This is a genomic window from Noviherbaspirillum soli (assembly GCF_015352955.1).
In the GTDB taxonomy this organism is placed as follows: domain Bacteria; phylum Pseudomonadota; class Gammaproteobacteria; order Burkholderiales; family Burkholderiaceae_D; genus Noviherbaspirillum_A; species Noviherbaspirillum_A soli.
This window is the reverse complement of the sequence record NZ_JACYOX010000001.1, coordinates 1-26811: the sequence shown is the minus strand read 5'-3', so window position 1 is coordinate 26811 and position 26811 is coordinate 1. Positions and strand designations below refer to the sequence as shown.

Genomic DNA, 26811 nt, shown 5'->3' with positions numbered 1-26811 from the left:
GCTTCCGGGCCGGACTGAGCGCTGATGGCATGCTCCCTTGCTCACACGCAGCAACCCATGCCGCTTGCGCTGGGCCTGCATCGAATCCAGCAAGTGGAATCGGGTTAACTGTCCCTTCTGCCATGCTCGGGCAAACCATCCGGACCGCAACTTTGCTAACATCCGGCCTCGGTTTCTCTTTGGCACCAACCATCACGCATGCACAATCCCCCACGCGATCCGCTGCCGGTTCAGCAGTCATGGCTCAGAGACAGACAAGCGACCCGCTTTGTTCTTGTCCTTGCGCTCTATCTCCTGGCGCATCTGCTGATCCGGCTGAACCTGTCCGACTCGCTGGACCTGGACGAAGCCGAGCAGGCCTTCGAATTCCAGCAGCTGCGCATGGGCTACGGCACGCAGCCGCCGCTGTATAACTGGCTGCAATGGCTGCTGTTCTCCACGCTGGGCCTGAACCTGTTCGCGCTGGCGCTGTTGAAGAGCCTGTGCCTGTTCGGGATTTACTTTTTCATGTTTCTGACCGCCAGGCCACTGGTCGGCAGCCTGGGAGCGATGGCCGTCTCCGCCTCACTGCTGCTGTTGCCGCAGATAGGCTGGGAGGCGCAACGCGACCTGACCCATTCGGTGCTGCTGACAACGATCGCCAGCATGTCGCTGTATGCCTATTTCGCCCTGCTTCGGCACCCCACGGTGACCCGCTACGCCCTGTTCGGCTTGCTGCTGGGGCTGGGCATGCAGACCAAGTACAACTTCGTGATCTTCACCATCGGGCTGATTGTTGCCAGCGTCATGGTGCCCCAGCATCGGGCCATTGTTTGGAACCGCAGGATAGTCGTGTCCATTGCCGTCGCGGTGCTATGCCTGCTGCCGCACGGCCTGTGGGTGCTGCAGCATTTCAACACCGCAGCCGGCGGCACCATCGAACAGATGAAGGATGAGAGCACCACCAGTTTCCTGCTCAATGTTCTTGGCGGGCTGCGCAGCCTGCTGGTGGCCACGGTCAGCTTCCTCACGCCGATATGGCTGATCTATTTGCTGGCATGCAGGTCTTTTTTCGGCAAGGCGGACAAGCCCGTTCTTCGACGCCCCAGCACGGAAGCGCTGTTCTTCCTCTGCCTCTATGCCGGCTACCTCGGGTCCATCATCATCATCGTGCTGACTGGCGAGGTTACCCGGGTCAAGGACCGCTGGATGCAGCCCATGCTGTTCTCGGCGCCGCTGCTGTTTTTCCTGCTGCTGCCCGGCCTGGCCCAGCCAGCGGTGTTCCGCCGCATCATGAAGGTTGCTGCCTTCGTTGCTGCATGCTTTCTGCTGGCTTTACCGCTGCGCGTGTATCTCGGGCCATCCTATGAAAGGTACGTACGCGCCCATCATCCCTATCCGGCGTTGGCAAACGAACTGGCGCAGCGCTTTCCACAAGTGCATGACGTTGTCGCCACCGACAAGCTGTTGGCCGGCAATCTGCATTTTCAGCGTCCCGCCGTGCGCACGCTGCTATTGCCCAGGATGCTGGAAGAGCGGACCGCGCTTCCGGACGAGGGATTGCTGGTCTTGCGTGCCGGAGAGGAATCCGCCTGGCTGGCTACTTTCCAGACGGCATATCCGAACGCCAGGATATCGCCAGCCCAACCCATCAGCCTGTCCTATCGTTATGGCGGCGAGGATGCCATGTCCTTCCTCGTTGCGCACTTTGTGGTGCCCGCTCCTTCTCATCGGTAAAATGCAGGTCGCCGCAAGGTTGCCATTCAGAACCCCATAAGGAATAGTCATGTTTTTATCAGTCGTCATCCCGGTCATGAACGAGGAAGGCAATATTGCGCTGCTGACAAGCCGCATTGCCGAGGCGCTCGCCGGCATCGAGCACGAAGTGATCTTCGTGGACGACGGCTCGAGCGACCGCACCGTCGCGGAGATCGAGCAGTACGGTTCGCCATCCACCCGAATACTGGTGCTGAACCGCAACTATGGCCAGACCACGGCAATGGCGGCCGGCATCGATGCCGCGGAAGGCGAACTGATCGTGATGCTCGACGGCGACATGCAGAACGACCCGCTGGACATCCCGCTGATGATCAAGTGCATGGAAGAAGGCAACTGGGACGTGGTCGCCGGCATACGCGCCAAGCGCCAGGACGGCTTCCTGCTGCGCAAGGTGCCCAGCAAGATCGCCAACTGGCTAATACGCCGCAGCACCGGCGTGCACATGAAGGACTATGGCTGCACCCTGAAGCTGTTCCGCAGCGACGTCGCCAAGAGCCTGGGACTTTATGGCGAACTGCACCGTTATATTCCGGTGCTGGCCAGCATGTACGGCGCCAGGATGACCCAGATGGAAGTCCGGCATCACTCGCGCCATGCCGGCGTATCGAAATACGGCCTGGGCCGCACCTTCAAGGTTGCCAGCGACCTGATGCTGATGCTGTTCTTCCAGAAGTATGGCCAGCGTCCGATGCATCTGTTTGGCGGCACCGGACTGGCGCTGTTCCTGGTCGGCGTGCTGATCAACCTTTACCTTCTGGTGGAAAAGATCATGGTGGGCAGCATAGGCGGCCGGCCGCTGCTGTTCGTCGGCGTGCTGCTGACCTTCACTGGCATCCAGCTGATCACCACCGGCTTCATGGCGGACCTGATCATGCGCACCTATTACGAGTCGCAAAACAAGAAGCCCTACAACATCAAGAAGCAGATCCTTGTCCAGCCGCGCACGTAAGTGGATCAAGCTTTCCGTACAGGTGCTGGTCTCGGTGGGGCTGGTGGCATTCCTGGCGCAGAAGCTTGATTTTACGGAGATCAAAAACATCCTTAACCGCCCCGGTGGCTGGCCTTGGCTGCTGGGGGCATTTGTGCTCTTCAATGCATCCAAGATCGTTGCGGCGCTGCGGCTTAACATCTATCAGCGCCATGTGGGCGTGGTGCTGTCGGAGGGGCAGAACCTGCGGCTTTACTATGCGGGGATGTTTCTGAACCTGTTCCTGCCGGGAGGGATAGGCGGGGATGGATACAAGATTTTCGTGTTGAATCGGCAGCAGGGTGTGCCGGTGAAGAAGCTGGTGCTAGTGACGCTGGCGGATCGGGTGAGCGGGTTGTTGTGCTTGTTGTTGTTGTTGTGCGGGTTGGTGCCTTGGGTGGGGTTGGGGTGGCTATTCGTTACAGTCATAGCAGTTGCTGGAGTCGCCGCGCTATGCGTCGTCGCCACGCTAGTGCTGGGTCATCGCCTTGCTCTTCCGCTTGAATCAAATTCTTTAAACAAAGTCGTCAGTCTGGGGCTGACCGTTCAAGTCTTGCAACTTGGGTGCATGGCGTGCCTGTTAAGTTATGTGGCGCTGCCGCTGGCGCAATACTTACCTTACCTCTCGGTTTTTTTACTCTCGTCCATTGTTGCCGTGCTCCCGCTTAGCTTGGGAGGCCTGGGAGCGCGTGAAGTGACCTTTTTTTATTGCATGGGCTTGCTAAATCTTGATCCCGCATTCGGGGTTGCCGTTTCGGGTTCGTTCTTCTTGGTCTCCATGGCGTCTTCTCTGATAGGAGCGCTCTACCTTCGCAGCCGTTTTTCTCCGGACTTGCCAGGTTGAGCCGCGTTTTTCTTTGCGACAGACACTGGCATCTATAGCGTCTCGTCCGGAACGCCCAGAAACTTGGCTAGCCTGGCATGCGAATCTGGGCGAGGCAAAGAACTTGCTGAAAAATCGCATTAGTCTTTGTGAGACACTTGTTGCTGCATCTCCCAAATTTCTTCCGAACAGTTGTTTGATGTCAATGTGCCTGATGAACTAAACATTACAACTTAAATCTACACTCGTAATTGACTGTAGAACGCGCCTACACCCCTAGCAGTAGAAAACTGGCAAATAACCGGCAAATGGACCGTTTGCCCAAAATAAGCGCTTTAACGGGGTTATATCAAATGAGGCTTAATTAATTTTAGAAGACTGATTTTTCTAAAAGTTCTAATCGGAGAAAACTATCTGAAAAGCAAAAGGAGAACAAAATCGTGAAACATTTACCAAATTGTGCAAGCTTTAGAAGCACACCTGAATTTCCATTGCATCCACTCCCTTGCGACTGTCATGTAGAGCATGTACAGACCAAAAACCGCGCCCCCTTTCACCTGTATTCCAAGTCTTATTTTTTTGCTTTGCCAAGACTATCCAGCTTAATGAAAAGATTCAGAAAGGGCGAAGCGATTTAGCGTAAGTAACATAACACGCGCACCTGGATAGGTTAGCCGATACGTTTCGCTTTTTAAAGATCATGAGCGTGCAACATCAGTTTTGGCGATAAGGTTAGAACGCTTTTGCTGAAGCATGAGATGTTTACGCGTCGATATCTTGCCAAAACTTCTGAATATGTAGTCGGTGATTCCCAAGCGAACCGCCTTTGCACTGCCCGATTTTGAAAAAAGCCAGCGCACAAACTCAATTTTCCCCACGCAATCAACGCCCTTATCTGATCCAGCAATCCGGCTTAGAGACCAATAAATCGACTTTATATCGCTCAGCCTTTCTTTGAAGGATCCGTGTTTTTTCTCGCTTAGCAAGAGGGAATTACGAACGGAATAATAGGTTTTGATCGGTACTCGTTTGCCGCCAAAGGCGCGCGATTCCTTGTGGAAAACCTTCACGCCCAGATCGCAAACCGAATTGAACCCCTGTTTCGATGCCCTATAGTGGAAATCAGTTTCTTCCAATTGCAGGAAAAAGCGTTCATCGAGCAAACCGATGGAATTAAAGACATCCCGGTGCACAGCCAGGCAAGCGCCGTACGCAAAATTCATCGAAGTTTTGCCGTGCCAGATACCTGTAGGTGCATGATCTGGTGCCGAATCCCGTCCTGGATGTAACTGAGCCACTTCAGGTTCGTCCCAATAATAAATCGTGGGATGCAAAAGACACGCAGGCAGATCACTAACCGTGTCAAACAACGCTTTGGCTTGCCCACTTGGGAAAACCAGATCGTTGTTCATCAGGCAGATCCAATCGAATCCACGTTCCAAACCTATTTGGATACCCGTATTGTTGCCACCAGCCCAGCCAAGATTTTCAGGCAAGCAGAGAATTTCCGCCGAGGGGCAAGCCGCCTTAATAAAGTCAACGACGCCATATTCGGAAGCGTTATCGACCACCAGCACTTCTAGACCAGGACATGGGGACGCTAGCAAACTCTGAAGACAAGCAACGGTGTCTTCCTTGCCGTTAAAGCTAAGAACGATGCACAACATGCGCGCTGCCGGGATGATTTTGCGAACTTCGGATGAAACAAAGGAGGTAAGGGAATCCATTTTCTCGGCGTGGCAGGTAGAAGGCAAACGTTGGATTAGAAATTACATTTTGGAAATTATCATGACCGTGATAGTTTTGTACATAGTTATTTTAGATAGTCAACTCATTCAGTCTGTGCGGGCATACTCTTTGCCAGAATTGAACCATGCATTCAGGGGGAGCAGCTTCTGTAGAGAGCCTTCAAACTGCGCATATCGTTTGGTGACCAGAAGACCGCCCGTGCTGCATAAAACATGGATTGCAATCTCTTTCCACTTTGAAGAAAAACGCCAGAAGACTGTCTGAGATTGGCGGCATAATGCCAACGCATTTCCTTTTTCACTGCTTTCAATCTCGGGTCTTTCAGGCAAAACTTCGAGGCGCGCGGCGCCTCCCGCGCGGCTCGCAAGTGATTTTTTGTCATGGATTCATGGTATCGGCGCAGGTGAAATACCGGTCGGTTTATCCAATACATGTCTGCGAGACTGGCAAGAACTAAGCAGAAATGTATATCCTCGCCGTAGACCAGCTTTTCACTTAACGGACCACATTTCTCCAAAAGATCGCGCCGTATCATCATCGCTCCCAAAAACGGCAACATTCCCCAACCTGCAATCTTCTTTATAGGTCGACCAATTCGGAATAAAGACGGGGAAAGCTCTTCTCCATCCGTTGTAGCCTTTGAAAAATTATTCAATTGCGAATGCTTGCCGACTTCTCTGGTTTCAAGCATGTCACCCACAATCCAGCGTATCTCATCATACTTTTCTAGCAACTGAACCCGATGTTCCAACGTATCAGGCGCGACTACATCATCTGCGTCTAGAAAGGCAATCCAGTCACCAGTCGCGGCGGCGATTCCGGCGTTCCGTGCTTTCGACGGGCCGCCATTTCTTGCCTGATTGATTAAGACGACAAATGGCGAGGATCTCCATTGTTCAAGCAGCGCATTAGTTACAGCGTCAGTCGAGCAATCGTTTACAAGAATAATCTCACAGCCGCATCGATTCGGCATATTCTGCAAAATTGACTCAATCGCCTCACTTAGAAATTTTCCGCTGTTGAATACTGGAATAATCCAACTAATCTTCATAGCGACAACCGCCTATCTTTGAATTAATTTTTCGAGATCGTCAATATGGCGATCCCATCCGTGCTTTTCTTTGACATATCGATGAGCTTTATGACCAATTTTTGAAATGTCCATTTTCCCATCGATAATATCGGCCAGCATCTCCTTGAAGCCATCATCATCTCGCGCCAAGAAACCCGTGTGCTGATGAGCGACAATCTCATGATTGGCACCGATATATTTTTTATTGTCTGAGTAAAATGACAATGTGGGCAAACAAAAACTCATTGCTTCAAGTAGCACTACAGGTGAGTTCTCTAATAGAGAGGGGAAAACAAAAAGATGCGCCGCTCTATAAAACGGCTCCACGTTATCGACATGACCATGAAACGTAACGCGATCGTCGAGCCCGACGGAATGGCAATAAGCGCGCAACGCCTCCATTTCGCCTCCACTGCCAACAATGTCGAGCTTCCAGGGCTTTTCAGCCATCGCCTTTAAAATATCTATCAGAAAAAACAGATTTTTACTCTTGATAATGCGCCCGACAGAAAGAAGGCGAAGCGGCCGCTCGGAATTTTCACTCAAGGGTAAGTTTACCTGTTTTATCGGCATTGTAACGTTTACGATTTTTTCGGCGCCCGATCCGCCATAGTAATTTTTAAATGCTTCGCACGCGCTCCTGGTGAATCGCAACGTCACTTTAGCGGTTTTTAAACTGTGGTGCTCCATAAATCTGTATGCCCAAATTGCCACTTTTTTCTGCAATTTATCACCATATGGATAGGATTCAAGTTCAACCGGCGCGATGAAGGAATGGGGAAGATAAATAAGTGAATGTGATCGATAAATAAGGGAATATGGCACGATCATCGGCTGTGCGCTGCCGATAACAGCATCCGGCTTCCCTAATTTGAGTTTCTTCAACTCTCTCCAGTAGTGAAACAGTTGAACAATGCTTGCAAATCTCCACATCCCCAGGCCTATTTGACTTTCAGGCTTAGGTAAGATTAAGACTTGAGCGATCTCTTTTATTTCATTGACCGCTTCATGACAGATCAAGGTTACCTTATGGCCTCGCTCTACCAGATTTTCTATGAGGGCCCAAGTATAAACACCTGCGCCTCCCTTGCGAGTCGCATCGAGCGCAAGGATGTAAATAACAGCCATTTCCAACCCTATATAAATTATTAAAACGAAATTCCAGATAAAGCCAAACTCGTTCCATCTTCGCGACGGACTTCAAACCAAGCAGATTACTTTCAACTAGCAAGCCGGTTATTTTTCTAGGAACCGTTTATGCGTGCGCTTTGATTGGCAATTTTGGGATCGCTAATCTGGGATCAGACAGTTTACCGAAAAAGATGGCGATAATAGTCTTTCTACAGCGAAGATGCGTAAATACATGAATGTACAAGTAAATCACATATTATTCAGTTGCCGATGGCGCTTCCCTTAAATGAAAAATAGACGACACAAAAATTGTAAATTCCCATGACTAACAATTTTTCACATAGCGGTACCACCGAGGCAACAATTGTAGAAATTTTTATCTTTTTAAACGAATCTAATGATCAAATCATATCTCTCATGTTACCTTGTTGCAACATGCATTGGTGAGGTTTTTCCCACTCGCTTGCTTCTGGCGGGTTGGTCAAAGCGACGGATTGTTCAGAACCGACGACCTCGCCTTAACTTTAAGGCGCAAACAAATGAAGGTTAGCATTATTGTCCCGGTATTCAACGCAGGAACGTTTTTACGAGAGGCAGTACAATCAGCGCTTAATAATACCGCAGAAGGTTACGAACTCGAAATTCTGCTAGTCGACGATAAGTCGACGGATGAGGTCACGTTGAGCCTACTTGACGGCTTTGAAAAAGATCCCCAGATACGAGTAATACGACAGACAGAAAATGGCGGCCCTGCGAAGGCGCGCAACGCTGGACTTCGAGTTGCAACCGGCGATTGGGTCGGTTTTTTGGATGCCGACGACATTATGGCTCCAGGCACGATGGAACACCGTATAAACGTTATAAAGCAAATACCCGAGGCACGTTGGCTATTAGCTGATATTCTAGAAATGCGTCGCCCAAACGAGCTTTCTCACGAAAATCATTTCGCAACGATTCAGAATGTAGGAAAAGTAATAGCGCCAAGCTTGTACCATTTAAGTCGTCCCACAAAGGAAATGCTTGAGTGGCCAATGCTCCCAGTTTTAGGTGCAATGTTAGTACGTAAGGACGTTTTTGCTGAAACAGGATTATTAGGGGAAAAGCTAACTTACGGAGAAGACATACATTTTTGTTTGGTTCTTTCGCGATACGCTGACCTTTATTGGACACCTAAACCCTGTTTATATTTACGTCGGCACCATGAGTCAATGACGAAAGATACGTTTCGGGGTGCGCAAGCAATGCCTAAAGCGTCTCTACTGTTACTGAAGGATAAACAATTTTACCCTTACAAAAAGCAACTACGTTGGCAGCACGCCGCCAATTTGCGACTGCTTTCCAAAGCTTATGCAAATAATGGAAATAAGTTACGGGCGATCATCTCCGCAATATCAGCCCTGCGTTGGGTGCCAAATGATATGCGTAACATAAAGGCTTTGCAGGAGAGTTTCTTTTCTAAAATGGAATGAAAAAAGGCGAGTGAAACTCGACAGTCCGCCTTTTTCGTTTGGTCCACTGCAGCAGACCTATTACATGTCTAGTGCAATGAGCCAAATGAAGGCCTAGAAGTTCTGGCTAAATCTTTTATTAGGAACAAACACCTATCAGTCGGACCTCAGACCAACGGCGTAGCGTGCCGCTCGACTATGCTCTGTTGCTCGATGCATTACATCGGTCGCGCGGGGTCTCTGCTAAAAATCTGTTTAATAACATGTTCTTCCGCAATTGCTTATACGATTCTTCCGCAATTGCTTATACGATACATCTTCACACCGCGGGACCAAACCCGTAAGCATATGGCAAAATGCATCGCCCAATTTATTCTCTGCGCGAAATATTAAATAACCTACTAGCTATAAGAAAAACTACCAGGTGGTATCAGTGCGAACAGCAATAAACCTTTTTCCTCAGCTCAATACGATCCCTACCGGCAGCAAGGTGCCCGCCATTGCGGAGGGCGTGGGAATCCCAAAAATAATCCATCAAACGTTCTATGATAAAGTCCTCTCGCCAGAACTCCAGAACAACGTTAACCGGCTCAAAGCCTTAAATCCCGGTTGGAAATATCGCTTTTATGACGACACCGATATAGAACATTTCATCACGTCTAACTATCCTCGGCTAGTGTGGAACTACTTTTGCCGCATCGACAATACCTACGGCGCTGCACGTGCGGATCTTTTCCGCTATCTCCTGATGTACAAATGCGGCGGCGTCTATCTTGACATCAAAAGTTCGCTGAATAAACCGTTAGATGAAACCATCATGCCCGAAGACTGCTACCTGCTGTCGCATTGGAAAAATGGCGCAGGGGAACAATACGACGGGTGGGGAATGCATGAAGAGTTGATCGGGATGGCGCAGGGCGAATACCAACAATGGCACATTGCCTGTGCGCCGGGCCACCCGTTTCTGAAGGCCGTGATCGAAACGGTCCTTGCGAATATCGACAAGTACAATCCTGCGTTGCACGACGTTGGAAGGTACGGCGTGTTGCGGGTAACCGGCCCCATTGCTTACACGATCGCAATCAACCGTCTGCAATCCAAGCATCGCTGCCGCATCGTTGATAATAATGCGGAACTTGGCTTTGAGTACAGCATATACAAGCCAACTGATCCTCAAGGAATTTTAAGGACGCATTATTCTGCGTTGAAAATGCCAATTATTAAGCTGAACGCCGCAAAAAAGAATTCTGCCCTACTTCTTAAGGGCGCACAGCGGCTAAAGCGGTCTCTAGCAAAGTTGGCACATATGTAAACCCATATCGTTATGCACAACGCCGGGCTGCGTATCGTAGCGCGGGTGCAGACGGCCCTCGAAGTTTTTTAAACCCGGCCTTGTTTTTTTGCAAGCCCGGCCTTGTTTACTTTGGCCATAAGGCGTTTACTTTTGGATTTTCGGGTGACGCCGTGGACCAGACAACGCCGAGCTGGACCAAGCAGGAGTTCGCCAAACTGAACCTCGGAGATGGTTGCCTCAACAAGGTAGCGAGAAAACTGACGGAACGATTTTCGGCGCAGCCGGGCGCCAGCATTCCACAAGCATGTGACACCTGGGGTGAGACCTGCGTGGCGTACCGCTTTCTGGGCAATGACGCGGTGTAGTGGCGCGACATCCTGGCACTGCACTGGGCGCGCACCGCACAGCGCATGTGCGAGCATCCGGTGGTGCTGTGTATTCAGGACAGTATCGAGCTCGATTTCAACGGCCAGGCGATCGATGGCCTCGGGCCGTTGACTTACAAAGCACAACGCGGCATGTACCTGCATCCGACCCGGCGGTGACACCCATGCGTCAGTCATTGGGCGTGCTCGACCCGTGGATGTGGGCACGGGAAAGCCGTAATAGGCGAGGCGTGCGAGGCCAGCTGCTGGAAAGCACGCGCTGGATCGAGGGATATGAACGGGTGGCCGAGCTCGCAGCCAGCATGCACGACACCCGTCTGGCGTACGTGGCCGACCGGGAGGCCGATCTGGTGGCCATGATGCGCCGGGCACGCGAGTTGGGTACGTCGGGCGATTGGGCTGGTGCGTGCCAAGCATAACCGCTGCTTGCCAGAAGGCGATGGCGACAAGTTATGGGCCTACACGACGGTAGGCGCTGCCCTGGTCGAAATCGAGTTCACCACGCCCCGGCGTGGCAATCAGAAGGCACGGTCAGTGCACCAACATTTGTGGGGTCGGTCAGTCGAAATCACGGACGGGCAACGGGAACGCATTACCGCCATCTGCATCATCGCGCGCGAAGTGGGAGCGCCCACGGGCGTCAAGCCGATCGAGTTGCACCTGCTGACCACCCGGCCGGGCGTTACGCTGGAGCAAGTGGTCGGACTCATCGAGTGGTATCGGGCACGCTGGGAAATCGAGCTCGATTTCCATGTCCTCAGAATGGATATGAAGTCGAAGCGCTACAACTGTCGGGCATCGATCGTCTGAGACGAGCACTGGCGCTATTCATGGTGGTGGCTCGGCGGATCATGTATCTGATCCGGGTGGGGAGCGATTGCCCCGATCTGGATGCCGCGCTGTTCTTCGACGCTGACGAAATCCGGAACGCCTATTTGCTGGCGAAGAAAAAGAGGCCAGTCAAGCCGCCGACTGTGAACGAAGTCATCCGGGTCATCGCGTAGTTGGCAGGCTTCCTTGGTCGAAAAGGAAATGGCGAGCCGGGCGTCAAAACCAGCTGGCGCGGACTTGATCAAGTCATGACGGCCGCCCGGCTATTAATCCAGGGTTAGGTGATTACGATCACTGAGTGATGGGACACCAATACAATAATGTAGCAGTCATGGGTAGCGAAGCGGTCAATCCAAAGTGGATTGCAGCACAGGTTGTCCAGCCAATGCTGAACAGAAAATTCCCGGTCGTTAGCTTTCCAATATTTTTTACAGGAGCGCTTGAAAATTCCCAGAATCATCCCCGCCTTCACTGGCGTCCGCGGCTTCGCATCTGTATGGGTTGTCTTATTTCACCTCAGCCAGAGCTTTAAAGGCTTGTTAGGGCTTCATGAGTCAGCGCCTTTTGTCATTACTGGATTTCTTGGTGTAGACCTGTTTTTTATTCTAAGCGGCGCGGTGCTATACCACGTCCATGCGTCAGATTTCATGCATTACAAGGTCAAGGCTCACCTGCAATTTCTTAGACTGCGATTGGCTCGGGTTTACCCCTTGCATCTGTTTTGCTTGGTTACATTTGCTACAACTATCTTGATTCTCCCAGGATTTACCGAAACTTATCGCCAAGGAGGCTTCTCTTTCACCAATTTTCTGTCAACGCTGCTGATGATCAATAATTGGGGACTTTCTACTTCATCAATGTGGAATGTCCCTTCATGGTCGCTTAGCGCAGAGTGGCTCGGCTACCTAGTATTCCCATTCATCGTAGTAGCAATCGATAAGCAGGTTCGGGAAGGCTGGGAAGTGCCTTTGGCTTTGGCCCTCCTCGCTTTCCTAGTTCTAGGGACGTTCATGCTTGGCGCCAAAGATATGGGGGAAGCCGGCAAGTTCGGTATATTACGAATGGGCTGCGAATTTACCGCTGGTTGCATTCTGTGCAAGGCAGCTAGAAATGACATTACACCGCGCACAGGGATGACTTTGTTGGCTTTGGGAATCATACTAACCTGTGCATATAGCCTTGATTACCATTGGGGAGCTGTGTTTGGCTTGGGCTTACTGGTGCTTTCGTTATGCAATGCAGGGCCGGTCGCTAACCTTGTTTTCGGCAATCCAATAGCCCTATGGCTGGGAAATATCTCGTTTTCTCTTTACCTGTCTCACTGGCCGCTCATACAAATCTACCAATGGGTCGATTCCCGATTCGCTGGAGATAGAAATATTCTCGCCGCCATGCTCGTTGCTACCATCTTCGTTATAGCAGCCTTACTTTACCGTTTTGTTGAGGTACCGTCACGGCAATATTTGCGGCAAAAACTTCAGGCCAGACGACGTGCGGAATTAGCACTTTAAATAATTTTTTCCGACCTTATCTTTGTGTACATACGTGTCGACTTTAGGTCCACTTGTGGAGAGCTACTACGTCGGTGTCTAACCATACTTTAGAAAAGTACCCGCACATACCCTTTTTCTACAGTCTCTGCCATGGATTCATAGTTCAAAAGATCATTGATGCCTGCAATGCGTATGGACTCTGGGAAATTTAATGCGGAATGTTCAATACCGGGAAACCCGCCCAGAGCACGCGACTTTCGGATGCCAAATGGAGACTGGTTTTATCAGCAAGATCTGAACGATTTCTTCAATAACGCAAGCACAATGACATAACTCAACGCTTTTAAATGCTCTAGCCAGTTCGACGCAATTCAGTGGGAAACTGAAGATAAAAGTAGCAGTCAAACCCTCTGTAGCAACGATGATTCGTTAAATCTTCGGTAGATGAAGCCGCGAACTATTTTTCCTTACAGATTATGGACCACAACGCTAATCAAACTCTGAACGCTCTACCGTCGAAAAGCGAGATTAACTAGCTCACTGACTGACAGTTCCAGGCCCGTGTGCGAGTGGAGAATTCGATTCCGATAACACGGTCCTATTCCGCTGCTTTATTTGCAATACTGGAGATTCGATAAGTTTCCAGGAAAGGACAGCGAGAAGCAGCGTGATGAAGGTGCTTAATACGACGTGCTGCCACACGACTGTGATGCCACACCAAGTCAACGTCTGCTGCACTGGGAAAGCGTACAAGTAAATCCCATAAGAAAAATCGCCATACTTTCCGAAGCGGTTGAAGATTTTTGGTAAATGATATGCAGCAGTGAGAACTGCATAGGGAAGTGCTGCCCAAAGCATGGCAATGCCATAATCGGAATGTTTAAAGAAATATGTAACTACTAGCCCCACGACTGCAAGTAGCGGGCGAAAGCCTTCTCGTGGAGTACGTGCCAGAAGTGCTCCGATCAAAAAAAATGGTGCTATCTTGAGCAACGCGCCGCCCATACCGACAACATGTAGACGCCAAAAAATCTCTCCTGGATCGTACATTCCTGAAAATTTTCCGCTAAACCAGACGACGATGAAGACAAAAAGCATAGTGCCAATCGCCAAGGTTTTTCTCCTGAACGTAACGCACAAGACTGCAAGCACAAGGTACATAAAAACTTCATAGCGGATAGTCCACAGTGATCCGTTGAGGGTGTTTGGATATGGGTTAAGGCTAAAAACGTTTTGAATTGTGCTGTGCTCGTCCGTGAACATGATTAAGCCCGACAAGACGTACTGGTATGGACTCAGGCTCACCACGTAATCGGCGAAGGGTTGCGTACTAACAAAAGGCCCGACCAAGAATGCCGAAAAAATAAGGCAGACAAACAGTCCAGGAAAAATTCGCAGGATGCGATTACGTAAAAAATTATAAAGATTTGGGGAGCGCTCCCAACTTCGCATGACGAGGGCGCCGCTGATCGAAAAGAACACAAATACACAGAGGGCACCAATGCTCAAGCCGGCAAAATATTTGTGGTCAGGTAGGCCAGTCAAGGGAAAACTATGCGAATACAAGACACCGAACGCCGCTATAAATCGAATGAAATCAAATGCGTTTCTAGTGTGTGCTGGAGGCACTTCCAGTTCAGTATGTCCTTTTTTCATAGCCCACCCTAGTTATTTTATAGAAACTATACCATCTAGCGAAAGGCCCGGTTAGAGTTTTGTATCTAACACCTACTTCAAGAGACCAATTGCAGACTCGGTACAAATTTCCCAAGGTAGATAAAGAAGGCCAATATAAGTACTCATCGACTTTTCGCAACAGATTAATACATGGCGAAATCTACTTATCAAATCATGTATCCGCTCGACGGCAAAGATTCTAAAGTGCTAGCCGACTTATTCCTTAATCTTCAAGCCTTCTTCGCCGTGAGAAAGGCCACGTGCGTGCTTACCACAAACCATGCGGAGGATTGCATAAGCTTTACTTGAATTGTTATTCCAATACAAATAAGGCTCAGGAATCGCCGCAAGTGGATACCGTTGGCTTCCTGGCGTCTAAAACTGTCTTGTAAAGTGTGAGAAAACAAAAATTCTCACTTTCCCGAGAGGAAATACGGATTTTGTCATTGTGTTGGATAACCTGGTGCCCGAGACCGGAATCGAACCGGTACGCCCCCTCTCGGGTAAGCGGCGGATTTTAAGTCCGCTGTGTCTACCAATTTCACCACTCGGGCCGAGTGAGGACGAGATTCTAGCATGGCGGTTTATGGCTTCAAGGGAATTGGATGAGTTTTCGGCAAGCTTTTGTTGATGATCCTGCTTGACGGCAATCGCACGCATGGTATCTACTTGGCGCGCATTTTCCGATGGAGCGCAGGAACGCAATGAGCATGACCGCTGTGCTGGCAACGCTGGCTGATCTTCCCCGTGAACTGATACTGCCGCCCAGCAGCCTGTTCCTCCTGATGCTGCTCGGGCTGCTGCTGCGGCGCCGGTCGCCTGCCGCTGGCCGGGTCGTGTTCTATGGCGCCGTGGCGGCGCTGTTCGTCTTGTCGACCACTGCCGGCGCGCGGCTGTTCGTGGCACCGCTGGAGCGGCTTACGGCCCCGCTGCAGGCGGTCCACAATACCGGCGCCCAGGCCATCGTGGTGCTGGCCGCGGGGCGGCTGCGAGATGCGGCGGAATATGGCGGGCGGGACATTCCGGATTACGTCGCGCTCGGGCGGCTGCGCTATGCCGCGCGGCTGCAGCGCGAAACCAGGCTGCCGGTGCTGGTGTCGGGCGGCAATGGCGTGGTGGACGACAACGCCTGGTCGAAGGCGGACGCGATGGCCGCGGCGCTGCGCGAGGATTTCGGCGTGCCGGTGAAATGGATCGAGGGCCAGTCCAGGAATACGGCCGAAAACGCCAGTTTCAGCGCCCAGGTGCTGCGGCCTGAAGCCGTCACGCGCATCCTGCTAGTGACCGACGCAATGCACATGCCGCGCGCCCGCAATGCCTTCCAGCGCGCCGGCCTGGTGGTGGTCGCCGCCCCTACCCTGTTTTTCAGCCACCCGCCGCTGGGGTTTTCAGCGTTTCTGCCGAGCGCGGAAGGCTTGCGGCAATCCTGGTATGCAATCTATGAGCTGATCGGCATCGCATGGTATCGCTGGCGATATCACGCGGCTGGCGATTAAAGTCTACACGGCCAGCGCCCGGCGCTTACTCTCTTCCTTCACTGTGTCTGTTTAATTAAGGGGTTTTCCATGTTTCTCCGTCGTCGCCGTGCCTGCCTGCTCGCCATCGCCATGTTGGCCGCCCTGCCCGTGCAGGCCCAGGAAATGGTGGAGGTGATCAAGCGCGTCAAGCCGGCAGTCGTTGCCATTGGCACCTTCCAGCAAACCCGCAGCCCATCGGCCGACTTCCGCGGCACCGGCTTCGCCGTGGGCGATGGCCTGAGCGTGATCACCAACGCCCACGTGCTGCCGGCGGCACTGAACACGGAGCAGAAGGAAATGCTGGGCATCATTACCGGGGAAGGCGCGGCACCGGTGTTTCGCACGGCTACCGTGGCGGCAGTCGACAAGGAGCATGACCTGGCCCATCTGCGCATCAGCGGCACGCCGCTTCCGGTGCTGAAGCTGCAGGATTCGGACAAGGTCGAGGAAGGCCAGATGCTGGGCTTTACTGGCTTCCCGCTCGGCATGCTGCTGGGAATGCGCCATGTGACCCATCGCGCGATGCTGTCGGCCCATACGCCGCTGGCGATGCCGGCATCCACCGCCAGCCGGCTCGATGCCAAGATGATCGCCCAGATCCAGCGCTCGTCGCTGATGGTGTTCCAGCTCGATGCCACCGCTTATCCAGGCAACAGCGGCAGCCCGCTGTTCGACCCGGCCACCGGTGGCGTGGTGGGCATCATCAATATGGTCTATGTCAAGGGAGTCAAGGAAAACGCGGTCAGCAATCCGAGCGGCATTGCGTATGCGATTCCGGGAAATTACATCAGCCGCCTGCTTCAGGGAAAATAAAGCGGGCAGCTTAAGGGCTTAAGTTCAGGCCTGCGGCCGGCGACGCTCGGAAGGACGCAGCAGCACCCGCATTGCTACATCAAGGTGGATGAAGTTGTCCTTCAGGAAGGCGGCCGCGTGTTCAACGCCGAATTGTTCCTGCAACAGGATGCCCACTTCGACGATGTGGGCGCTGAGAAAGTCGCGCCGCGCAAACCGGGTCGCCGCGGCGGGAATGGTGCTGATGGCAATCTGCTCTTGGGTAGTCATTATCGTGTCCATTCTCTCTTGGAATCCGCCTGGCCGGTGTCTGCCTGCCCGACCTGGCGGCCGCAAAGTTAATTGTAAATTTCACAATTCTTTCTTTGCTTACAAACTGTTACATAGAGGATTTAGCAATAAGCGTGCCCATAGCGGAACCGCGTGAATTCAATCACTTGCGGCACCGCCGTCATCACCCTGTAAAACTTTCCGACAGAAATTACTGTGCTTTGGACTCGGGTGCCCGTGCGTAGATGTCTTCGAATCGCACGATATCGTCCTCGCCCAGATAGCTGCCGGATTGGACTTCGATGATATCGAGCGGCATCTTGCCGGGGTTTTCAAGCCGGTGCGTTACGCCGATCGGGATGTAGGTCGACTCGTTTTCACTCAGCAGCTTCACGGTCTCGCCGCAGGTGATGCGGGCGGTGCCGCGCACGACGACCCAGTGTTCGGCGCGATGATGATGCATCTGCAGCGACAGCTTTTCGCCCGGCTTGACCATGATGCGCTTGACCTGGAAGCGGCTGCCGGCGTCGATGCCCTCGTAGTAGCCCCAGGGCCGGTAGACGCGGGTGTGATTCAGGTGCTCGGTGCGTTCATGGCGCTTCAGATGCTCGACCACCTTCTTCACGTCCTGCACATGGTTCTTGTGCGCGACCAGCACCGCATCGTCGGTTTCCACCACGACCAGGTCTTCCACGCCGATCAGCGCCACCATCCTGCTCTCGGAGCGCACCAGCGAGTTCTTCACCCGGTCGACATAGACGTCGCCGCGCAGCACGTTGCCTTCGCCATCGCCCTGCTGCACTTCCCACAGTGCCGACCATGAACCGACATCGTTCCAGCCCAGCGAGGCCGGCACCACGATTGCATGCCTGGTATGTTCCATCACCGCATAGTCAATCGAGTCGGACGGGCTGGCGGCGAAAGCGGCAGCATCCATGCGGCAAAAATCGAGGTCGCCGTGGCGGCTGGCGACCGCGGCCTCGGTCTGCTCGGCAATGCTCGGCTGGAACTGGCGCAGTTCCTCCAGATAGCGCGACGCCTCGAACAGGAACATGCCGCTGTTCCAGCTGTAGGCACCGTCGTCGAGGAATTGCTGCGCAGTGGCGGCATCGGGCTTCTCGACGAAACGGTCGACGCCGAAGCAGCCATCGAAGCCGGCCACCGCGTTGCCGCAGCGAATGTAGCCGTAGCCTGTTTCCGGACCGGTTGGCTCGATGCCGAATGTCACCAGCGCGCCCTGGCCGAGCGCCACATCCAGCGCCCTCTGCACGGCGGCATGGAAGGCCTCGACGTCGCCGATCACATGGTCGGCAGGCAGCACCAGCATGACCGCCTCCTTGTCGCGGGCCAGCAGGAAATGCGCCGCCGCCGCCACCGCCGGCGCGGTATTGCGGCCTTCCGGCTCCAGCAGGATGCCGGTAGGCTTGATGCCGATTTCGCGCAGTTGCTCCGCGACCAGGAAGCGGTGTTCGTCGCCGCATACCAGCAGCGGCGGCTGCAGTTCGGGCCAGTTGGCCACGCGCAGCGCGGTTTCCTGCAGCATGGTTTTTTCGGAGGCTAGCGGCAGCAGTTGCTTGGGCAGCGCTGCCCGGGACAGCGGCCATAAACGGGTGCCGTATCCGCCTGACAGGATCACTGGGTAGATATTGGCCATCGTGTGGCTCCTTTCATGTTGATGCGCTGATCGCGCAATTTTGTAAATTCTCGTGAGAACGCTTGTAACTTTTTTAGTATGGAAACATACAGACGAAAACCTTCGTAAGACGGCTACGCCTGCCGTCCCCGCTACACCAGCACCTCTGCGGCGGCTGGACGGCTCAGGAACCCGGAAGGGCTCGCAGTCGGCCCATAGGCGCCTGACTGGAACACCGCGACGAGATCGCCGACGTCGGCACGCGGCAGCGGCATGCGGTCGGCCAGGATATCGAGCGGCGTGCACAGCGGTCCGACGATGTTGACGATTTCCGTGTCTTCCTCGCCGGCTTCCATGCGGCTGGCGATCGCCACCGGATAGTTCTTCCGGATGACCTGGCCCAGGTTGCCGGAGGCCGCCAACTGGTGATGCATGCCGCCGTCGGTCACTAGGAAGGTCTGGCCGCGCGACACCTTGCGGTCGGTTACCCGGCTGATGTAGACGCCGGCTTCGCCCACCAGGTAGCGGCCCAGCTCGATGGCCACATGGGCCTGCGGCAAGGCGTCCTTGACGCGCGGCAGCCAGGCATGGAGGTTGTCCGCGATCGGATGCAGGTCCAGCGCCTGCTCGCCCGGGAAATAGGGAATGCCAAAGCCGCCGCCGATATTGAGCAGGCGGATCGTCGCGGGCGCATGGTCGGCCAGGCGCTGGGCCAGCTGGAAAGTCTGGCTCTGGGCATCGACGATGGTGCTGGCGGACAGGCTTTGCGAGCCGCTGAAGATCTGCAGGCCGTAAAAGTCTAGGCCGAGCGTGCCGATTTCGCGCAGCAGGGCCGGCGCTTCCTCGGCATCGACGCCGAACTGGCGCGCGCCGCCGCCCATCTTCATGCCGGACGACTTCATCTCGAAATCCGGATTGATGCGCAGCAGCGCCCTGGGCTGAATGCCCAGCGCCTCGCCGATACGGGCGGCGCGCCGCGCCTCGCCGGGCGACTCCAGGCTCAGCACCACGCCGGCGGCGATCGCCTGGCCGAGTTCGGCATCGGTCTTGCCGGGGCCGGCGAAGCTGACCTCGGCTGCATCCATGGGGGTGTCGAGCGCCACCCGCATTTCGCTGGCCGAGGCAACGTCGAAGCCGTCGACCAGGCCGGCCATGTGCTGCACCAGCGCCGGCATCGGGTTGGCCTTGACCGAGTAATGCAGCTCGATTGCCGCCGGCAGGCTGGCGCGCAGGTGCGCGACGCGGCTGGTCAGCAGGCTGCGGTCATAGGCAAAGAACGGCGTGGCGCCGACGCGCTGGGCGAGCCGCGTGACCGGAATGCCACCCACCAGCAGGCAGTTGTTCTCGGTCTGGAAATGGGTCTGCGGCGCATGCACCGGGCGGGTATTGCGGGAAGTGCTCATCATGCCTGCTTCTTCAGTTGCGGGGCTGCCAGCTCGGCTTGCAGCAGCTTGCGGTCGATCTTGCCGTTCGGGTTGCGCGGCAGGCTGTCGTGCCGGATCACGATGGTGGCCGGCACCATGTAGCCCGGCAGCGCACGCCGGCAGGCAGCCGTCAGGCTGTCGGCGCTGAGGTCGGCATCGGACAGCGGCACCGCGACCACGGCAATGGCCTGGCCCAGCGTCGGATGGGACAGGCCAACCGCCGCCGCCTCCAGCACGCCGCCGGCGCCGTAGATCACCTCTTCCACCTCGGTCGGGCTGACCCGGTAGCCCGACACCTTGATCATGTCGTCGCTGCGACCGACGTAGTACAGGAAGCCCTCGGCATCCATGCGCACGGTGTCGCCCGACCAGACCGCGATCTCGGGCAGCGGCAAGCCGCCCTCGCGGCCGGGCGCGGGCCGGAAACGCTCGGTGGTGCGCGCCGGATCGTTCCAGTAGCCCAGCGCCACCAGCGCGCCGCGGTGCACCAGTTCGCCCGGCTCGTCCGGATCGCACGGGCTGCCGTCTGGACGCACCACCATCACTTCGGCATTCGGAATCGCGCGGCCGATCGAGTCGGGCCGGCGTTCCAGTTCCGACGGCGGCAGATAGGTCGAGCGGAAGGCCTCGGTCAGGCCGTACATCAGATAGATCTCGGCTTGCGGCAGCAGCCGGCGCAAGGCCGACAGCGCGGTGCGCGGCATGGCGCCGCCGGAATTGGTCAGGTAGCGCAGGGTGCCGGCCTCCGGCCATTCCAGTTGCGACAGCTGTATCCACAGCGGCGGCACCGCGGCCAGGCCGGTGATGCGCTCGCGCGCCACCGCGCGCACGATGTCGCGCGGCAGCAGGTAGTTGATCAGCACCACGCAGGCGCCGCACAGGAATGCGGTGGTCAGCTGCGACAGGCCGTAGTCGAAGCTCAGCGGCAGCACCGACAGGATGCGGTCGTCGGCGCGGTTATGCAGGTAGGCGGCCACGCTCTTCGCGCCGGTCACCAGGTTGCGATGCGACAGCACCACGCCCTTGGGCTGGCCGGTGCTGCCGGAGGTGTAGAGGATGGCGGCGACATCGGCGTCGATGCGGCGATGGCGCTGACGCGGCGGCGCGGCCAGCGGCAGGTCCGCCGCTGGCACCAGGCGCACGCCGGGCGGCATCGCCGCAGCGGCTGCCTGGCCGGTCACGATCACCGTATGAAGGCTGGCGCAGCCGGCCAGCGCCGGCGCCAGCGCGGCCAGCCGCTCGGCCGAGGTCACCAGGATGCGCACGCCGCAGTCGGCCAGGATATAGGCCACCTGCTCTGCCTTGAGCAGCGGGTTGACCGGCACGAAGACCGCGCCGGCATCGGCCGCGCCGAACAGCGCTGCCACCGTCTCCACCCGCTTTTCCAAATAGACGGCAACCCGCTCGCCGGCGCCGATGTCATGCGCCAGCAGCGCCTGCGACCAGGTTTCCACCTCGCGCGCCAGTTCCGCATAGCTCAAGCGTCGATCGCCGTACACCAGCGCTTCCGCGTCCGGCGCGCGTACCGCCGAGGCCTGGATGAAGTCGCTTACGAACAGACTCATTGCGGCTCGCCTACTTGATGCCGTGCCGGCTCATCAGGTCGTACAGCGTCGGCCGGCTGACCCCGAGCAGTTCGGCGGCTCGCACGATATTGCCGTCGACCCGGGCCAGCGCCTTGATGATGGCCTTGTACTCGGCTTCATCACGCACCTGGCGCAGGTTCATGAATTCATCGGTCGCCGGGGAGTCGCCCAGGCCGAGGTCGTCGGCCACGATCTGCGGGCCATCGGCCATGATGACCGCGCGCTTGATGATGTTTTCCATCTCGCGCACATTGCCCGGCCACGGATGGGTCTCGATCATCGCCATCGCATCGTCGCTGAAGCTGAGCGACGAGCGGCCTTCCTGGCTGCAGAAGCGGTTCTTGAAATGATGCGCCAGCAGCGCGGTGTCGCCGATGCGGTTGCGCAGCGGCGGTATCGTGATCACGATTTCCGAGAGCCGGTAATACAGGTCTTCGCGGAAGCGGCCGGCGCTGGCCAGCTCCTTCAGGTTCTGGTGGGTCGCGCAGACGATGCGCACGTCCACCGGAATTTCCTCGCGCCCGCCGATGCGCTCGATCACCCGCTCCTGCAAAAAGCGCAGCAGCTTGGCCTGCAGCGGCATCGGCAAATCGCCCACCTCGTCGAGGAAGAAGGTGCCGCCGTTGGCGGTCTCGATCTTGCCCAGGGTCTGCTTGGCAGCGCCGGTGAAGGCGCCTTTTTCATAGCCGAACAGCTCGGACTCGAGCAGGTTCTCCGGAATCGCCGCGCAGTTGATGGCGACGAAGCGCTTGTCGGCGCGCGGGCTCAGCTGATGCAGCGCCCTGGCCAGCACTTCCTTGCCGGTGCCGCTTTCGCCCAGCAGCATCACGCTGGCCGAGGTCGGCGCCACCTTCTCGATGCTGCGGCAGACCTTGAGCATGCCGGGGTCGCGGCTGATCACGCCGGCCATCGGCGAGTCGGCCTGGTTCAACAGGATCTTGCGGTTTTCCTTCTGCAGCGCATGCAGGTAGAAGGCGCGGTTGATCACCAGCGACAGCATCTCCGGATCGAAGGGCTTGTGGTGGAAATCATAGGCGCCGAGGCCGATGGCCTTGACTGCGTTGGCGCGGTCCTGGTTGCCGGTCAGGACGATGACCTTGGCGTCCGGCGTCAGCGACAGGATCTGCTGCAGCGTGGCGAAGCCCTCGGTGGCGCCGTCCGGGTCGGGCGGCAGGCCGAGGTCCATGGTGATCACGGCCGGCTCATGCCGGCGCACCATGGCCAGCGCCGCCTCGCGGTCGCCCGCCACCAGAACGTCATAGTCGTCCAGGCTCCAGCGCAACTGCTTTTGCAGGCCCGGATCGTCTTCGATGATAAGCAGATGTTTCTTAGACTGGCTCACGCCGACTCCTCTTGCTGTTCGTCTTGCTGCTGCGCGGCCCGTTGGCCGTTCAGCGGTAATGTAATGATGAAGCTGGTGCCCTCGCCCTGTCGGCTCTGCACTTCCAGGTGGCCGCCCAGCTCCTGCACATATTCCCGGCTTTCAAAAACGCCCACGCCCATGCCGGCGGACTTGGTGGTCTCGAACGGCTTGAACAGCCGGTCGCGGATGAATTCCTGGCTCATGCCGGTGCCGTTATCGACAACCTCGATCACGGCGTTGGCGCCATCGCGGCGCAATCGTACCAGCACCCTGCCGTCGCGGCCGCAGGCCTCGATCGCATTCTGGATCAGGTGGCCCACCACCCTTTCCATGCGGCCCCAGTTGGCCAGCAGCGTCAAACCGGTGTCGGCCAATTCCAGAGTCGGCCTGGGTTCGAATTGCGACTTCAGCGCCACTGCCTGGCTTAGCAGTTTATCAAGAGAAAGCGGCGCCGGTCCCTCGATCGAGTCGCTGCTGTTGAGCTTGTGCAGCAGAAGCTTCATTTTCTTGACCGAATTGTCCAGGGTTTCCATCATGTCCTTCTGGAATTCGGGATTGTTCTTGTGCTTTTCGGCATTGGCCACCAGGAGCGACAACTGAAAGATCAGGTTCTTAAGGTCGTGCACGATGAAGGTGGACATCCGGTTGAACGACTCGAACTGGCGCGCCACCATCAGCGCATTGGCCGTCTGCTGCTGGGCCAGGTAGCTGGCAGCCTGATTGCCGGCGATCTTCAGCAGATCGGTGACTTCCCAGTCCAGCACGATGCGGCTGCGCGGCTGGGAGAGCACCACGAAGCCGAGCAGGCTTTCATGCATGATCAGCGGCACCACCAGCCAGGCCCGCTCCAGGCCCGACAGCCAGCCGGGCAGCGCCAGGTTGTCGTACTTTTCCGGGTTGTCCCGCAGCTCGCCGAGATCGACGACCCATTGCCGTTGCTCCAGGAACTGGCAGAACGCACTGCCGGCCGGTTCGCTGCCGGCGGCATCGGGCATATGCCACTGGGCTTCCATCTTGTAGCCTGCGCCGTTCTGCAGCCACAGCGCGCCGGTCGGGCTCTCGACCAGGTCGGCGATGGCCTGTATCGCCCGTTCGCCCAGTCCCGGCCCCTTGGTCGACAGGGTGCGGGTGAAACGCAGCCATTCCTCGCGGTAGTCGTAGTTGTAGTTATAGAAGTTCTTGCTGATGAATACCTTGAGCCGCGAGCGGACGGTGCCCGAGAACACGATGCCGGCCAGCAGCGCCAGCGCGGCGGCGAAGAAAGTGACCTGCATCACCGCGCCCCAGCTGCCGCCGAAGAACTTGAGCCAGTAGCCGGCCACGGCCATCAGCAGCAGGTAAAGCGCGGCGCCGAACACCGCGGCCGAATGGAAGATCACCCGGCGCGACACCGCAATGTCGAGCGACCATTTCGGATTGCGCGCCGCCGAGACCGCGATCAGCGGCACGGCCAGCGCATTGACCATGCCGCGCGCGGCCCAGATCTCGGAACTCAGCGAGCGGAAAAGCATGGCGTCGCTGTAGAGATAGAAGTCGTAGATGAACAGGCCGCCGATGCCGAGGCAGGCGAACTTGATGGCCCAGCGCTCCTGCGGCGGCGTGCTGCGGTAAAGCTGCTCGACCAGCAGCATGCCGATCACGGCCAGCGCCACCCGGCCAACGAAGTTGAACATGAAGTAGACCAGCGCATCGACATCGCGCGCGATCCAGCGGGTGTACACCGTGCCGACCGCGCACAGCAGGTAGAGTGCGACCAGCCCCGGCAGTGCCAGTTTCGACTGCAGCGCCGGCGTGCCGCCGCTCTTGCGGTACGGGTTCAGCACCAGCAGCAGGAAGATGGTCCAGGCGGCGTCGCGCGCCAGTTCCAGCACATCGGAAAACAGCGACAGCTGTATGCCATGCGTGGCCTGCTGCGCCACCAGGCCGGCCCATGCCGCGGTCAGGCCGCTGGCCACTGCCAGCGCAATGCCGTGCAGCCGCCCGCGCCAGCTCGTGACCATCAGGAGCGTCAGCAGGAGGAAGGCCGCCGCCGCGATGCCGTAACTGACCGCGATGACGTTGACTACCATGGCGCTGACCTCGCCAGATTCACCTGCTGCCTTTGCTCAGGAGCACCACCTGCAGCGTATCCAGCAGGATCAGCAGGTCCAGGAACAGGCTGTTGTTCTTCACGTAGTACAGGTCGTACTGCAGCTTCTGCACCGCATCTTCCACCGAGGCGCCGTACTGGTAACGGACCTGCGCCAGGCCAGTGATGCCCGGCTTGATGCTGTGGCGCATGTTGTAGTAAGGCACTTGCTCGCACAGCTGCTCGACGAAAAACGGGCGCTCCGGACGGGGGCCAACGAAGCTCATGTCGCCCTTGATCACGTTCAGCACCTGGGGAATCTCGTCGATGCGCAGCTTGCGTATCACCCGGCCGACGCGGGTGGTGCGGGTGTCGCCGGTCTTGGCCCATACCGGCGCGCCTTCCTTCTCGGCATCGGTGCGCATGCTGCGGAATTTCAGCACCATGAAGGTGTTACCGTCCTCGCCCACCCGTTCCTGGCGGTAGAAAATCGGCGAACGGTCCTCCAGCCAGATCAGCAGTGCGGTGACCGCGGTCACGGGCAGCGTGCCAAGCAGGATCAGCAGGCTGGCAAACAGGTCGAACGCCCGCTTGACCAGGCTGCGCATGAAGGTCTGGTCGAAGCCGCTGCCGAACACGAACCAGCTCGGCTGCAGCGAATCGACGCGGATCTGGCAGGCTTCGCGCTCGAAGAAGGTGGCCGAATCGATCACCTTGATGCCGTTGAGCTTGCAGTCCAGAAGCTCACGGATCGGAAAGGCGCCGCCGCGCCGGTTCTGCACGGCCACCACGATCTCGGACGCGTTATGTTCGCTGGCAATGGCGACCAGCGACCGGCCCACTGGAAGAATGGTGCCGCCAGCCACTGCCGGCGTTTCATCGGGCATGGGCACGAAGCCCACCACGTCATATTTGTGATAGCCGCCATTGTTGCTGGCCAGGTCGGCGCATTCCTTGGCAAGCGAACCGGCGCCGAGGAACAGGATGCGCGACTCCAGCAGGCGTGATTCGGAGGACTTGAACAGCACCACCCTGACCACCAGGATGCCGCAGGCGGCGAACGCCAGCATCAGCACCAGGATGCCGCGGCCGAAGTAGAAGCTCGGCATCATGTAGAACACAAAGGCGGTCAGCACGAAGCCCAGCAGGAAGGAAGGCATCATGCGCAGCAAAGTGTTACGCAGCCCCTCCCGGAAGTCATGCTGGTACATTCCCAGCGCAGTCATGGCAAACACCATGGACAGCGCAAAGGCCATTGCCGATGGCAGGAACTGATGGTCGTCGGTGCGGAAGAAACCGCCTTCACCGGGCAGGCGAACTGCCGCAGCCAGGTAGGCAGACGCAATGAGGATCGCTATCTCGATAATCAGCAGTGCGGACGCAATCTTCGATACGTAGTGATTAGGGCGTGTCATCAATTGAACTCTCGGAAATTTGCCTGGTCATTAGCGCGTTGAAAGTAATGATGGGGCGCGTAGCGCTGAGGGGTGATGACAAGACGTTACGGATTGCGGGATGACCAGTGGGAG

19 protein-coding genes, 1 tRNA gene and 1 pseudogene are annotated in these 26811 nt (G+C 56.4%); 9 read left to right on the top strand and 12 right to left on the bottom strand.

Translation table 11 applies throughout. The annotated features are described in order from the left end of the window. Nucleotides 1-198: 198 nt before the first annotated feature. Genes IGW04_RS00105 through IGW04_RS00095 form a run of 3 tightly spaced genes read left to right on the top strand, consistent with a single transcriptional unit; the run spans nucleotide 199 to nucleotide 3569 of the window. Nucleotides 199-1716 carry an ArnT family glycosyltransferase gene (locus IGW04_RS00105; protein WP_194710987.1) on the top strand — a complete coding sequence of 506 codons (1518 nt, stop codon included), beginning with the start codon at nucleotides 199-201 and terminating at the stop codon, nucleotides 1714-1716. A 49-nt stretch (nucleotides 1717-1765) separates the two neighbouring features. Beyond that, a complete protein-coding gene (locus IGW04_RS00100) occupies nucleotides 1766-2707 on the top strand; it encodes a glycosyltransferase family 2 protein (protein ID WP_194710986.1) in 942 nt (313 codons plus the stop codon). Then, a complete protein-coding gene (locus tag IGW04_RS00095) occupies nucleotides 2688-3569 on the top strand; it encodes a lysylphosphatidylglycerol synthase transmembrane domain-containing protein (protein WP_194710985.1) in 882 nt (293 codons plus the stop codon). The genes IGW04_RS00100 and IGW04_RS00095 overlap by 20 nt, the downstream gene beginning before the upstream one ends. A 677-nt stretch (nucleotides 3570-4246) precedes the next feature. On the opposite strand, the gene IGW04_RS00090 is transcribed toward IGW04_RS00095, so the two are convergent. From IGW04_RS00090 to IGW04_RS00080, 3 genes are all read right to left on the bottom strand, one after another. Continuing rightward, nucleotides 4247-5275, bottom strand: coding sequence for a glycosyltransferase family 2 protein (locus IGW04_RS00090; RefSeq protein WP_194710984.1), 1029 nt, complete (start codon nucleotides 5273-5275; stop codon nucleotides 4247-4249). A gap of 152 nt (nucleotides 5276-5427) precedes the next feature. Continuing rightward, entirely contained in the window at nucleotides 5428-6348 is a 921-nt protein-coding gene (locus IGW04_RS00085; protein WP_194710983.1) for a glycosyltransferase family 2 protein, read from the bottom strand. A 12-nt stretch (nucleotides 6349-6360) separates the two neighbouring features. Further along, complete coding sequence (locus IGW04_RS00080; protein ID WP_194710982.1) at nucleotides 6361-7497, bottom strand: glycosyltransferase family 4 protein; 1137 nt, start codon at nucleotides 7495-7497, stop codon at nucleotides 6361-6363. A gap of 542 nt (nucleotides 7498-8039) precedes the next feature. Between IGW04_RS00080 and IGW04_RS00075 the strand changes: the two genes are divergently transcribed. The 4 genes and pseudogenes from IGW04_RS00075 (at nucleotide 8040) to IGW04_RS00060 (ending at nucleotide 12970) form a co-directional block, all read left to right on the top strand. Further along, nucleotides 8040-8969: a glycosyltransferase family 2 protein gene (locus IGW04_RS00075; RefSeq protein WP_194710981.1), complete on the top strand. Its 930-nt coding sequence runs from the start codon at nucleotides 8040-8042 to the stop codon at nucleotides 8967-8969. 412 nt (nucleotides 8970-9381) lie between these two features. Further along, nucleotides 9382-10260 carry a glycosyltransferase family 32 protein gene (locus tag IGW04_RS00070; RefSeq protein ID WP_194710980.1) on the top strand — a complete coding sequence of 293 codons (879 nt, stop codon included), beginning with the start codon at nucleotides 9382-9384 and terminating at the stop codon, nucleotides 10258-10260. Nucleotides 10261-10412: 152 nt separating this feature from the next. Further along, nucleotides 10413-11740: pseudogene (locus tag IGW04_RS00065) on the top strand (IS4 family transposase). 159 nt (nucleotides 11741-11899) lie between these two features. Then, complete coding sequence (locus IGW04_RS00060; protein ID WP_194710979.1) at nucleotides 11900-12970, top strand: acyltransferase family protein; 1071 nt, start codon at nucleotides 11900-11902, stop codon at nucleotides 12968-12970. A gap of 519 nt (nucleotides 12971-13489) precedes the next feature. Here IGW04_RS00060 and IGW04_RS00055 read toward each other — a convergent pair. Beyond that, nucleotides 13490-14608, bottom strand: coding sequence for an acyltransferase family protein (locus tag IGW04_RS00055; RefSeq protein WP_194710978.1), 1119 nt, complete (start codon nucleotides 14606-14608; stop codon nucleotides 13490-13492). Between the two features lie 482 nt (nucleotides 14609-15090). Beyond that, a tRNA-Leu gene (locus IGW04_RS00050) sits at nucleotides 15091-15183 on the bottom strand. A 150-nt stretch (nucleotides 15184-15333) separates the two neighbouring features. On the opposite strand from IGW04_RS00050, the gene IGW04_RS00045 reads away from it, so the two are divergent. Both IGW04_RS00045 and IGW04_RS00040 read left to right on the top strand, forming a co-directional pair. Next, the gene (locus tag IGW04_RS00045; protein WP_323744784.1) at nucleotides 15334-16125 is read left to right on the top strand and encodes a YdcF family protein; all 792 of its coding nucleotides are present in this window, start codon (nucleotides 15334-15336) and stop codon (nucleotides 16123-16125) included. A gap of 69 nt (nucleotides 16126-16194) precedes the next feature. Then, nucleotides 16195-16959 (top strand): S1 family peptidase, encoded by a 765-nt coding sequence (locus tag IGW04_RS00040; protein ID WP_228526712.1) that lies wholly within the window; start codon nucleotides 16195-16197, stop codon nucleotides 16957-16959. Between the two features lie 24 nt (nucleotides 16960-16983). On the opposite strand, the gene IGW04_RS00035 is transcribed toward IGW04_RS00040, so the two are convergent. From IGW04_RS00035 to IGW04_RS00005, 7 genes are all read right to left on the bottom strand, one after another. After that, nucleotides 16984-17208, bottom strand: a complete 225-nt coding sequence (locus tag IGW04_RS00035) for a hypothetical protein (RefSeq protein WP_194710977.1) — start codon at nucleotides 17206-17208, stop codon at nucleotides 16984-16986. Nucleotides 17209-17419: 211 nt separating this feature from the next. Then, a complete protein-coding gene (locus tag IGW04_RS00030; protein ID WP_194710976.1) occupies nucleotides 17420-18862 on the bottom strand; it encodes a mannose-1-phosphate guanylyltransferase/mannose-6-phosphate isomerase in 1443 nt (480 codons plus the stop codon). Between the two features lie 131 nt (nucleotides 18863-18993). Next, nucleotides 18994-20244 (bottom strand): pyridoxal-dependent decarboxylase, exosortase A system-associated, encoded by a 1251-nt coding sequence (locus IGW04_RS00025; RefSeq protein ID WP_194711365.1) that lies wholly within the window; start codon nucleotides 20242-20244, stop codon nucleotides 18994-18996. Beyond that, nucleotides 20244-21830: an acyl-CoA ligase (AMP-forming), exosortase A system-associated gene (locus IGW04_RS00020; protein ID WP_194710975.1), complete on the bottom strand. Its 1587-nt coding sequence runs from the start codon at nucleotides 21828-21830 to the stop codon at nucleotides 20244-20246. Before IGW04_RS00020 ends, IGW04_RS00025 begins: the two co-directional genes overlap by 1 nt. Before the next feature lie 10 nt (nucleotides 21831-21840). Beyond that, the gene (prsR, locus tag IGW04_RS00015; protein WP_194710974.1) at nucleotides 21841-23193 is read right to left on the bottom strand and encodes a PEP-CTERM-box response regulator transcription factor; all 1353 of its coding nucleotides are present in this window, start codon (nucleotides 23191-23193) and stop codon (nucleotides 21841-21843) included. Then, on the bottom strand, nucleotides 23190-25283 hold the full coding sequence (gene prsK, locus IGW04_RS00010; protein ID WP_194710973.1) for an XrtA/PEP-CTERM system histidine kinase PrsK: 2094 nt from the start codon (nucleotides 25281-25283) through the stop codon (nucleotides 23190-23192). Before prsK ends, prsR begins: the two co-directional genes overlap by 4 nt. A gap of 19 nt (nucleotides 25284-25302) precedes the next feature. Beyond that, a complete protein-coding gene (locus IGW04_RS00005; protein WP_194710972.1) occupies nucleotides 25303-26697 on the bottom strand; it encodes a TIGR03013 family XrtA/PEP-CTERM system glycosyltransferase in 1395 nt (464 codons plus the stop codon). Nucleotides 26698-26811 lie beyond the last annotated feature (114 nt).